We start from the raw sequence: 11,887 nt of genomic DNA, 5'->3' as shown, positions 1-11,887 counted from the left end.
CGAGAGTCTCAATAATGAGAAAAGGCGCCAACTTTGGCGCCTTTTCTCGTTTTTGAGCATGGGAGAAGCTACTCTCTAGACAAGATTGACTAGTTTTATTGCGAAATAGGAAAAAAGATCTGCATAGTGACGAACTGCAACTCATAATAAGAATCTCATCAATAATAATATCTTTAAGTATTTGATTTTTAATCTTTTTGTTTCTTGTTGAAAAGTTGGCTTATGTTATGCACCCCTAGGATTGAAAGCTGGGCAGTATTCATTTAATTCTGTATTGGAGGTTAGACATGACAGATCCCAAAGCGAAAATCGCGGCGCGAATTAAGGAAGCGCGTGAGTGGAAAGGGCTTACTCAGGTCCATATGGCGCAGCAGTTGCGTGTCGCTCGCCAGACCTATCTCGATTTGGAAACCGGAAAGACCGAACCCAAAGTCAGGCTGTTGTCTGAGATTTCGGAAATCACCGAGCGACCCCTGACCTGGTTTGTTTACGGTGACGAAGGGATAGAAATCTTGGAAAGCGAATACAAAGAGGAAATCGATCGTCTATTGCAATACTTTAGCCGCCTCCCCCACTCGGCCAGAAATGTTATTTTGCAGCAGAGTATTAACCTGGCCGGCTTTATGGCGGAATACACCCGGGCACTGACTCAGAAAGACAAATAAATCCCATATCAATACGCATTTAATTACGATGCTTTTTGTATGTATACAATGTTTTACATTGGTGATTCAAGTTGTCTGCTTTGCTCGACATTAAACGTATAGGCTCACAGTTTCGCTAGATCTGTAGTGAACTTATGCAATTCTGTTAGATAATTTCCCGTTCTTTGACACTTTTTCCTGCAATTACAACTTGTTGTCTTTGTCTGAGAGGAAGGTTAGTTAGGGACATAATTAACAGATGGTGGCTAAATGCAAAGCTCAAAACCACACATTGCGGCGCGAGTTCGAGATGCCAGAGAGTGGAAAGAGATTTCGCAAGTTGCAATGGCAAAGCGCCTTGATATTGCAAGGCAAACGTACCTTGACCTTGAGTCGGGGAAAACCGAGCCAAGGATAACAACCCTGATGAAGATTGCGGAGATCACCGGGCGACCATTGACCTGGTTTATTGAAGAGGAGACGATCCCGCAGTCTATACATCGACACACTCAGAGCCAACAGTTGATCGAATTGTTAGACAAGGTGCCGGAGCCGCTGAAAACCAAGCTCATTGCCCACCAGATAGGCATGATAAGTAGCTATATCGAGCATTTGGATTCTGTGAAATAAGTCGTCGACACTGAGTAAAAAGCAGCCCGAAGGCTGCTATTTTAGTGAGTTACATATGGCGTTACTGCGCCAGGAAGAACTTATAGGCAGGGTTATCCGTTTCATCCTTCCACTGGTACCCCAGCTCACGGAGATGGCTGGTGAATGACAGCAAATCATGATCTTCCAGTTCGAACCCGCATAATACCCGGCCGTAGTCGGCACCATGGTTGCGGTAGTTGAACAAACTGATGTTCCAGTGTGTACCGAGCGTATTCAAAAACTTCAGCAGTGCTCCCGGGTATTCCGGAAACTCAAAGCTGTACAGCCGCTCTTTCAGTGGTTTCGACGGTCGGCCACCGATCATGTAACGGACATGCACCTTGGCCATTTCATCGTCAGACAAATCAACCACCGGATAGCCGCCCTTGCGCAGATCGTGAATGATGCTATCCAGCTCTTCCTGTCCCTGCAGCAAGCGGACACCGACAAAGACATTGGCCAGTGCATCGTCGTTGTAGCGGTAGTTAAACTCCGTCACTGCCCGTCCGCCGATAATATGGCAGAAGTCCAGAAACGCCCCCGGTCGCTCGGGGATCGTAACGGCCAGCAGGCCTTCACGTTTCTCACCCAGCTCACAACGCTCAGATACATAACGCAGGCCATGAAAGTTCAGGTTGGCCCCCGATAGAATGGCGGCCAGCTGCTGATCTTGCAGTTGGTGTTCTTCGGCATACTTTTTCAGCCCGGCCAGCGACAGAGCCCCGGATGGTTCGGCAATAGCACGGGTATCTTCGAAGATGTCTTTGACAGCCGAGCAGATCTCGTCACTGGTCACTGTGATCACATCATCGATATATTGCTGACAAAGGCGGAAGGTTTCTTCCCCAATCCGTTTTACCGCGACACCGTCGGCAAACATGCCGACCTGATCCAGCGTGACCGGCTCACCGGCATCAAGTGCCGCCTTGAGGCAGGCTGAGTCTTCTGCCTCAACGCCGATAACCTTGATTTCCGGCATCAGCTGCTTGAGCAGCACTGACACCCCAGCAGCCAGGCCACCGCCACCCACCGGCACAAAGACATAGTTGAGATGGCCGTTTTGCTGGACCAGCTCAATGCCTATCGTGCCCTGTCCGGCAATAACTGCTGGGTGATCGAACGGCGGAATGAAGGTATAGCTATGCTGGGCTGCCAGTGCCTCGGCATGGGCCTTGGCCTCGTCGAAGTTGCCGCCGTGCAGGACGACCTTGCCGCCAAAGCTTCTGACCGCATCCACCTTGATATCCGGTGTGGTACGCGGCATGACGATAGTGGTACTGACCCCGAGCTGCTTGCCCGACAACGCCAGCCCCTGGGCGTGGTTGCCCGCCGAGGCGGCAATGACCCCGGCCTGACGCTGTGCCTCGGTAAGCTGGGCCATCATGGTATAGGCACCGCGCAACTTGAACGAGTGGACCGGCTGGCGGTCCTCCCGCTTAAGCTGAACGCTGTTGCCCAGCCTTGCGGCCAGGCGGCTCATGGTCTGCAACGGGGTGACTTGTGCCACCTCGTAGACCGGTGCCCGAAGAATATCGCGAAGGTAGTCGGCTCCGCTTGGTAGCGCTACATCCCCGGCCTGTTTCACTTCGCTCATCATTCTATCCTTCCAGCTTGGTTTTATCTCGGACAGCCCCTTTGTCGGCGCTGGTGGCAAGCAGTGCATAGGCGCGTAGCGCGTAAGACACTTCGCGCTGACGGTCAGCCGGTTGCCAGCCCTGTTGATCGTTCGCTGCACGGCGCTGAGCCAGCTCCTGTTCCTCGACCACAAGCTCGATACTGCGGTTTGGAATGTCGATATCGATGATATCGCCGTCTTTTATCAGGCCAATGGTCCCGCCGCTTGCCGCTTCTGGAGAGACGTGACCGATTGACAGGCCACTGGTGCCGCCAGAAAAACGGCCGTCAGTGATCAGGGCGCACTCTTTGCCCAGACCCATGGATTTGAGGTAGGTGGTCGGATACAGCATTTCCTGCATGCCCGGTCCGCCTTTGGGTCCCTCATAGCGGATAACAACCACATCACCCGCTTTCACCTTACCGCCGAGGATCCCCTCGACCGCGGTATCCTGGCTTTCGAAGACTACTGCCGGGCCGCGGAAGGTCAGGCAGCTTTCGTCAACACCGGCGGTTTTGACGATACAGCCGTCAACGGCCATGTTGCCTGATAGCACTGCCAATCCGCCGTCCTGGCTGAAGGCGTGTTCTTTGCTGCGGATACAGCCGTTCTCACGGTCGTCATCGACGCTGTCCCAGCGGCAGTCTTGCGAGAACGCCTTGGTGGTACGGATACCGGCAGGGCCGGCACGATAAAAATCTTTGACTTCCGGCGACTCCGTTACGGCTATATCAAAATGGGCCAGTGAGTCGGCGAAGGTTTGCCCTAGTACGTTATAGCAGTCGCTGTGCAGTAGGCCTGCTCGGTTGAGCTCGCCCAGGATACCGTAGACGCCGCCGGCACGGTGAACGTCTTCCATATGGTATTGCTGGGTTGACGGTGCGACCTTGCACAGATGCGGTACCAGACGCGACATCCGGTCGATGTCTTCCATGGTAAAGTCGACCTCGCCTTCCTGCGCGGCTGCCAGCAGGTGCAATACCGTATTGGTCGAGCCGCCCATGGCGATATCCAGTGCCATGGCATTCTCGAAGGCTTTCTTGGTGGCAATGCTGCGCGGCAGCGCGCTGGCATCATCCTTCTCGTAGTAGCGGCGGGTCAGATCGACGATGCGTTTACCGGCATTGGTGAATAGTTGTTCGCGGTCGGCATGGGTGGCCAGCATTGAGCCGTTGCCCGGCTGGCTTAAACCAAGTGCTTCAGTGAGGCAGTTCATCGAGTTGGCGGTGAACATGCCCGAGCAGGAGCCACAGGTCGGACAGGCCGAGCGCTCGATTTGTTCGCTCTGCTCGTCGGACACCGTCGGATCGGCACCCTGGATCATCGCGTCGACCAGATCGAGTTTGAGGATCTGATCAGACAGCTTGGTCTTACCTGCTTCCATCGGCCCGCCCGACACAAAGATCACCGGAATATTGATCCGCAGCGCGGCCATCAGCATTCCCGGGGTGATTTTGTCGCAGTTGGAGATACACACCATCGCATCGGCGCAGTGGGCGTTGACCATGTATTCGACTGAGTCGGCGATCAGCTCGCGTGATGGCAGGGAGTACAGCATGCCGCCGTGACCCATCGCGATACCGTCATCGACGGCGATGGTGTTAAATTCTTTGGCGATCCCACCGGCTTTTTCGATCTCGCCGGCTACTAGTTGTCCCATGTCTTTGAGGTGGACGTGACCCGGCACAAACTGGGTAAACGAGTTCACCACCGCGATTATGGGTTTACCAAAATCCTCATCTTTTACACCGGTTGCACGCCATAGAGCGCGGGCGCCGGCCATATTGCGGCCGTGGGTCGTGGTGGCTGAACGGTACTTAGGCATAACTACAAATTCCTTTTTCTAGCCGCCCGGAGGAAGGACCGGGCAGCTATGTGAGTTAACTTATTTATCTGCTGATTCTGGGTAGACCGGATCCAACCAGCCCCATTTGTCTTCGGTCTGGCCATTGAACAGGCCAAAGAAGGTCGACTGGATTTTTTCGGTCACCGGACCGCGTCGTCCTTCACCGACGGTGATCTGGTCAACGCTGCGCACCGGTACGATTTCAGCAGCGGTACCTGTCATAAACACCTCATCGGCCAGATACAGTGCCTCGCGGGCGATATTTTCTTCGCGGATCTCGTAGCCGAGCTCTTTGGCCAGCGTCATTATCGAGTCACGGGTGATTCCCGGCAAAATGGCACTGGTTGCCGGTGGCGTAGAAATCACCCCGTTGCGAACTACAAAGATATTCTCGCCGGCCCCTTCAGACAGGTAACCGTCAACGCTCAGAGCGATACCCTCGGCATAACCGTGGCGTCGTGCCTCGCCGCCGACCAGCAATGAAGACAGGTAGTTACCCCCGGCCTTGGCCGCGGTTGGGATGGTGTTTGGCGCGGCACGGTTCCAGCTGGAAATCATGGCATCGACGCCGTTGGCCAGGGCATCTTCACCCAGATAGGTGCCCCATGAGAATGCGGCGATGATCAAGTCCATCTCGGTTTCCGGTGGCGGGCAGACACCAAGGCCGACATTCGGCACGTAACCGAGTGGGCGAATATAGGCCGACGTCAGCTTGTTCTCGCGCAGGGTCTGGCGGCAGGCTGCCATCAGCTCGTCGACGGAATAGGGAATAGGAAAACGGTAAATCTTCGCCGAATCCTTCAGGCGTTGCATGTGTTCCTGGTGGCGAAATACGACTGGGCCGCTTGGCGTATCGTAGCAGCGGATCCCTTCAAAAACAGAGGTCCCATAATGCATTGCGTGGGTGAGTACGTGTACCTTGGCATCTTGCCACGGAACGAGCTCACCATTGAACCAAATATAATCTGCTGTGTTTGCCATCTTGTATCCTTCCTTATGCGCTAATCACGCTGATCCAATATTGTTGTCTTGACAGTGCGGATATCCCATAGCTTTTCTATTTGGTTGATAAGCGTGCTGATGGGCCGGTCACTGTCTACGATTATTTCTACACTGGCTATCTTACTTTCATGGTTTTGTGTCGCCATAACTTGCTTGATGATAAAGCCACGGTGACGAATGACGCGAAGGACGCGCTCTAATAATACTGGCTTATCATCCGCTTTGATGTCGAGTAAATATCTATCCATTAAGTATTCTCCAGCATATCTTGGTTTGCAGCGCCGGGCGGAACGAGAGGCCACACATTTTCTTCTTCGGAGATCAGAACGTGAAGCAGGTATGACGTTTCACTCTCCAGCATTTCTTTCAAAGCCGGTTCGACCTCGGCTTTGGTGGTAATGGTTTTGCCCGGAATACCAAATGCACTGGCCAGGGTGACGAAGTCCGGGTTGTCATCGAGGATGGTTTCGCTGTGGCGGCCGTCAAAGAATAGTGACTGCCACTGTCGAACCATGCCCAGGCGCTGGTTGTTGATCAGAACCATCTTGACGGGAATTTGCCTGCGCTTGAGAGTGCCGAGCTCCTGGACGTTCATCATGAAGGAGCCGTCGCCCGAGATCAGGATCGACTCGTCGTCCGGTCTGGCTACTTTGGCGCCCATGGCTGCGGGCAGGCCGAAGCCCATAGTCCCCAGTCCGGCCGAGGTAATGTAGTTTTGCGGCTCGCGAGGCTGGACGTGCTGCGCTGCCCACATCTGGTGCTGGCCGACATCGGTCGAGACCATCGCACTGTCGGGCATCATGTCCGATAGCTGCTTTAACAGCAGCGGTGCGTAGATGAGATCACCGGGATGGTTATAGCGCCACTTGAATTCGGAACGCAGGCTCTCACTGCGCTCTACCCAAGGCGTAATATCCTGGGAGAGCTCTAGCTGCGGCAGGATCACATTGATATCGCCTCGAAGCGGAGCATGGGCGTGACGTAGCTTGCTAAACTCGGCCGCATCGATATCCAGGTGAATGACCTTGGCGTGGGGAGCAAAGGTATCCAGCTTGCCTGTCACCCGATCGTCAAAGCGGGCACCGACTACGATTAGCAGATCCGACTCCTGTACTACCAGGTTGGCGGCTTTGGTGCCGTGCATACCAAGCATGCCCAGGTAGTGAGGATCGTGGCGCTCGATGGTGCCGAGCCCTTTCAGCGTACTTACCGAAGGCATCGGATTCATCTTCAGGAAAGTGCGAATGGTCTGGGTCGCCTTGGCCAGCTGTACCCCGCCGCCGACATAGAGCACCGGGCGCTGGCTTTGCGACAAAATGCGTTGGGCATTGGCGAGGCACTCATTGGAGGCTACCGGGATGGCCGGTGGCGTAAAGGGCGGTAGGGTTTCTACCGGTGCCTGGGCGAGCTGGACATCTTTGGCGATATCGACAATGACCGGACCGGGGCGGCCGCTTTTGGCGACTTCGAAAGCCTCGGCCAGCGTCGGAGCAAGCTCGTGGATATCGGTAACCAGGTAGCTGTGCTTAGTACAGGACAGTGACATGCCGATGACATCCATTTCCTGGAACGCATCGGTGCCTATGTGTGAGCTGGCTACCTGTCCGGTGATGGCCACCAGCGGGATGGAGTCAAGAAAGGCATCCGCCAGGCCGGTGACCAGGTTGGTCGCCCCCGGGCCGGAGGTGGCCATGCAGACGGCGACATCCTGGGTGGCTCTGGCCATGCCGATAGCTGCCATGGCGGCACCTTGCTCGTGACGGCAGAGGATGTGCTCGACCCCGCCGTCGTAGAGCGCGTCATAGATGGGCATGATAGCCCCGCCCGGATATCCGAAGACCGTGGATATCCCCTGCTGCTGCAGCGCATTAACAACTAACTCTGCTCCCGTCATCGCTGCTCCCCTTTTCCTTGCTCGTGTGTTGCTGAAAGCTGTATTGGTGGTATTTCCAGCATAATTACATCCAATGTCTAAAAAAAAGCCCCCGGACCGTTCGGTGCGGGGGCTTTCTGCGTTTGTTGTGTTTGTTGCTACTTTACGCCTGCCAGCCCCTCTCGCGGTGAAATAATCACCACGATGACGATGAGAATGAGTGCGATAGCGTTGGCGTTAAATGGCATCTACTGTCTGTCCAGTTTTATTGTTTATTTGTTGCTCTTTCTAAGTGGTAACACAGACATCTGTCGCATGACAAGTAAAAAGTGAAAATTAATTAGCAATCTTTGTGCATAAATAGGCTATTTGTGAAACGGAATTACTGATTTTTATTAACTTAAGTGGGTGATATTTCACCGGGGAATAGATCATGACTCTTGCGATTGTTCATAGCCGCGCCTGCGTCGGTGTTGATGCACCGCCAGTAACGGTTGAAGTGCATATCAGTAACGGGATGCCGGCACTGACTTTGGTCGGGTTGCCGGAAACGACAGTCAAGGAAGCCCGAGACCGGGTCCGTAGTGCGATTGTGAATGCCAATTTCGAGTTTCCCTCCCGGCGTATTACGGTGAATCTGGCACCGGCCGATCTGCCTAAGGAAGGCGGGCGTTTTGACTTGCCGATAGCCTTGGGGATCTTGGCCGCTTCTGAGCAAATACCGGCAGATAGCCTACAAAGTTATGAGTTTTTAGGCGAGTTGGCGCTTTCTGGCGAGCTGCGTCATGTCAAGGGAACCTTGCCCGCGGCGCTGGCGGCAAAGCAGGCTGGCCGTTGCCTGGTGGTGCCCGACAGCAACGGGGAGCAGGTAGCCCTGGTGGGTAAAGATATTCATAAATCGGCACCGGATCTGCTGGCCGTCTGCGGGCAGTTATGCGGGCAGCACCAGCTGGAACTGCGCGTTCGCAGCGAGGCGAAAAATGCGCCAGCGCCGATCTCTTCCGGCCGTGACATGCAAGATATCATCGGCCAGCAACAGGGCAAGCGGGCGCTGGAGATTGCTGCCGCCGGAGGCCATAATCTGCTGTTTCTCGGTCCTCCCGGTACCGGCAAAACGATGCTGGCTTCTCGGCTGTGTGACTTGCTGCCGGAGATGACGGTCGATGAGGCGCTGGAAACTGCGGCGGTGGCATCGCTGACCCAGCAGGCATTGCATGAGGGTAACTGGCGCACCCGGCCGTTTCGGACTCCGCACCATTCCAGCTCGATGGCTGCGCTGGTCGGTGGCGGCTCGGTGCCGAGGCCGGGTGAAATCTCTCTGGCCCATAACGGGATCTTGTTCTTGGATGAGATGTCTTTATATGCAAGAAAATTTTGAGTTAGATGTGCGTGAGTGAGTGACTAAGTCAGTCCTGTACTGCTATTGCTGCAATATCCCCAAAAAAAGAACCATTACAAATAAAGGATTTTTGTAAAAAAAACAATTTTACCTACCGACTTCACAGTAAACATTGATTTTTGGTATCTAAAATTCTTTACACTTTTAGGGAGATATAGAAGAAGTATAATGTCCCTCCCTAATATGTTGCTTAAGGATTCATTATGGATTTTGTAAGTGGTGCTCTACTTGGCGGCGCGTTGTATGACTTGGTATCTTCGCCAATAAAGCTCACAGCTGGTTATATCAAAGCAGGATTAGAGAATGTCGTTAATATTGAAGACAGGGTTGCTGGAGTCATAGCTGAAGAGTTATCTAAACAAGAATATAAGAATGCTGGTTCAAAAGAAGAGTTAACGGCTCTGATCGAGTCATCTAGAGTTCTTCAAGAAGTAATCACTCAATTGAACGATAAACCACAGACCGTTATCAATATTAACGCACATGGCAGCGGTGATGCGTTCTACGGTGATAAAGTTATGGGTGATAAAATCAACGGTGATAAAGTGATGGAGCATAAGAGCGACGCCGGCGATAATTAACCCCAGTATTTCACGCACAAGCCTACCCCAGCCCCTTGGCTGGGGCAATTATAAAGCCTTCTTATAGCGTCTTACTAGTACAGTCAGAACCGCAGAAAAAGAGTATGCTCCACGAGGTATCAATGAACACCTATAACATAACCAGTCACGGTAATGGTGATGCATTTGGCGGCGATAAGATCGTCAATGCAGATGTATTCATACAAACTCTTCAGATGCAAATCACCGATACGGTTACACTGAACACAATTAGTCGCCCTCTCGTCGAAGCTCTCCAAGACTTTCGGGAAAACAAGAAAACCAGTGCACTGGCTAGACTTAGCCTACTAAGTGAACTTAAAGTTTTAGACGATGAAGCGCTACTTGCAATCGCCTCTCTTAGAATATTATTGAGTGAAGATACTCAAAGAGAAGACGAGCGGCTCGTTGAAGGTTACTCACAAAACCAAGAATTATCTTCATTTGCAAAAGAGCTCGCTGAAGCAGCGGTACTGAAGCTTATCGATATGAGAAATGGTGTTGATGCGGCTCAGAAGTACTTTCTATCGCGTCCTGAGCTGACAATTCCTCAATATGTGTTTTTACAGAGGTTAGCAACAAGAGACTATGTGTGCGGGCTTGTAGAACGCAAAGATGAGTTGTCTGATTTCATCTTAAGCGCTTTATTTGAGAAAACACTGGAGCTATCAATGATAGCCGAGTCCAATAGCATTCTCGAACAGTTACGGGCGTTAAAGCCCCTAGCAGATTTTAAGCGTGAAACGGTGATTTTAGAGTGCGTCAATGCAAACACTCTAATTAATAAGGACTATTATTGCCTTAGCTCCGATGAAAAGTCTAAATTTGACCATCTGCGAGACTCTCTCATTGAGTTGATTACGTCCAGTGAAGTGCCAGATTTTAAACTGTTGAATATCCTCACTCAGCTATTTTGCTTTACTCAATACTCCTGTTTCATTATTAGCGACTGTCTTTCCAGTAACAAAGAACATCTGGAAGCGAAGAACTATTTCGACAACGAAGAGTTACAGTCAATTCTTACACAAACAAAACTCAAGGAATTTGATGGCCTAAAAGTATTGGAGCCAGAAGAAATCGCACTAGAGTTAATAAACCAAACTAAGACGGATTTTTGCAACCTTCCTGCATGTAAGTTGTTATACGAAAGTGGCGACACCGACTTAATCATTGGTACTTTAGGTAGCTTGGCTGAGCAGGAGTCGATGAGTGCCAAAGCGAACCTTATGGCACTAGTTGCTATCAGTTGCCCTATTATTCCAGCACAAGAATTTCCCCACAGGCAAATAGAAGAAATAATAGAGAACACGTTTGCAAGCTCAAATTTAGCTGTTTCGTATGTTAACACCGTGGCACTCGAGTTGGCACTGCACGGGTATTCTGAACTGGCTGTACGACTCTATCAAGTTGCGTTTGGTGACCACCTTCCGTGGCTATCAGAACCTTATTTCTCATTTCTAAATATTCTGCACCAAGCTAGACAGTACAGTACCGTTAGCAAGCGCTTGGACACGTTGACTGAGGAAGAAAAGCAACGAGAAGAAGTGATGACACTGTACTCTCTGCTTGCAAACAAAGATAAAAACTATGAACTCGCCGCGTCGCTACTTCGTAAGAATATAGACCAATACCAAGATAAGGCTGAATTGGAGGCACATGAAAAACGAAATCTCGTCTATCTATGGGGGCAGTATTTAGAAACTGTTTTTCAAGAAAACCCTGAGAAAGCTCATGAACTAACGAATGAATTGCCACCAACAATTTTCGACGAGTACTTTGGTACTTATTCATGGCGTCTAATTTCCTACCATTCGCATCGAATTAAAGACGTTGCAGAAAAAATGATCGATTGGTTTTGTGCTGATCCGCATTCTAATGCCAAGTACTTCTTCAATATCATTATGAATGCGAACCAAAACTTTAACGAGCAAGATTGGCCTATGGATTCGGGTAAGTATCGAAGCGCATTTCATTTTAAAGAAAACTATCAATCACATATCAAGATAGCGGTGCCTAAGTTATTTGTTAAAAGCTGCCCCCAGTATTTGATAGAAACTGGGGGCGTAGTCGCTACCAAATTGGATGCAGCTAAAGTTGGGGATGCAATGCTACTACCTGTGAAGCTTTGCACGCTTGTTGATAAATTGCCTCCTATATTTGCTGTATATCACATCGCCTCAAAGATCATGGACAATGATGAAAATGAAGTGTTTCACATACTAAACTTGCCAGAGAATGCAACTGGCGAAGAGATAATG

8 protein-coding genes and 2 pseudogenes are annotated in these 11,887 nt (G+C 51.3%); 5 read left to right on the top strand and 5 right to left on the bottom strand.

Annotated elements, in window-relative coordinates:
- Positions 1-287 precede the first annotated feature (287 nt).
- Both MHN01_RS01005 and MHN01_RS01000 read left to right on the top strand, forming a co-directional pair.
- Positions 288-665 carry a helix-turn-helix transcriptional regulator gene (locus MHN01_RS01005; RefSeq protein WP_075762005.1) on the top strand — a complete coding sequence of 126 codons (378 nt, stop codon included), beginning with the start codon at positions 288-290 and terminating at the stop codon, positions 663-665.
- A 249-nt stretch (positions 666-914) separates the two neighbouring features.
- Positions 915-1,274 (top strand): helix-turn-helix transcriptional regulator, encoded by a 360-nt coding sequence (locus MHN01_RS01000; protein ID WP_239409634.1) that lies wholly within the window; start codon positions 915-917, stop codon positions 1,272-1,274.
- 61 nt (positions 1,275-1,335) lie between these two features.
- On the opposite strand, the gene ilvA is transcribed toward MHN01_RS01000, so the two are convergent.
- Genes ilvA through ilvG form a run of 5 tightly spaced genes read right to left on the bottom strand, consistent with a single transcriptional unit; the run spans position 1,336 to position 7,652 of the window.
- Positions 1,336-2,889 (bottom strand): threonine ammonia-lyase, biosynthetic, encoded by a 1,554-nt coding sequence (gene ilvA / locus MHN01_RS00995; protein ID WP_239409633.1) that lies wholly within the window; start codon positions 2,887-2,889, stop codon positions 1,336-1,338.
- A 4-nt stretch (positions 2,890-2,893) separates the two neighbouring features.
- The gene (ilvD, locus tag MHN01_RS00990; RefSeq protein WP_239409632.1) at positions 2,894-4,735 is read right to left on the bottom strand and encodes a dihydroxy-acid dehydratase; all 1,842 of its coding nucleotides are present in this window, start codon (positions 4,733-4,735) and stop codon (positions 2,894-2,896) included.
- Between the two features lie 60 nt (positions 4,736-4,795).
- Positions 4,796-5,737, bottom strand: coding sequence for a branched-chain amino acid transaminase (locus MHN01_RS00985; protein ID WP_239409631.1), 942 nt, complete (start codon positions 5,735-5,737; stop codon positions 4,796-4,798).
- Between the two features lie 20 nt (positions 5,738-5,757).
- Complete coding sequence (ilvM, locus tag MHN01_RS00980) at positions 5,758-6,006, bottom strand: acetolactate synthase 2 small subunit (protein ID WP_239409630.1); 249 nt, start codon at positions 6,004-6,006, stop codon at positions 5,758-5,760.
- Positions 6,006-7,652, bottom strand: a complete 1,647-nt coding sequence (gene ilvG / locus MHN01_RS00975) for an acetolactate synthase 2 catalytic subunit (protein WP_239409629.1) — start codon at positions 7,650-7,652, stop codon at positions 6,006-6,008. The genes ilvM and ilvG overlap by 1 nt, the downstream gene beginning before the upstream one ends.
- A 412-nt stretch (positions 7,653-8,064) precedes the next feature.
- On the opposite strand from ilvG, the pseudogene MHN01_RS00970 reads away from it, so the two are divergent.
- From MHN01_RS00970 to MHN01_RS00960, 3 genes and pseudogenes are all read left to right on the top strand, one after another.
- Positions 8,065-9,003: pseudogene (locus MHN01_RS00970) on the top strand (YifB family Mg chelatase-like AAA ATPase); the annotation flags it as partial.
- A 230-nt stretch (positions 9,004-9,233) separates the two neighbouring features.
- The gene (locus MHN01_RS00965; protein ID WP_239409628.1) at positions 9,234-9,611 is read left to right on the top strand and encodes a hypothetical protein; all 378 of its coding nucleotides are present in this window, start codon (positions 9,234-9,236) and stop codon (positions 9,609-9,611) included.
- A 122-nt stretch (positions 9,612-9,733) separates the two neighbouring features.
- Positions 9,734-11,887: pseudogene (locus tag MHN01_RS00960) on the top strand (hypothetical protein); the annotation flags it as partial.

It is taken from the genome of Photobacterium sp. OFAV2-7, assembly GCF_022347985.1.
Taxonomy (GTDB): Bacteria; Pseudomonadota; Gammaproteobacteria; order Enterobacterales; family Vibrionaceae; genus Photobacterium.
This window is presented reverse-complemented; position numbering and strand designations above follow the sequence as displayed.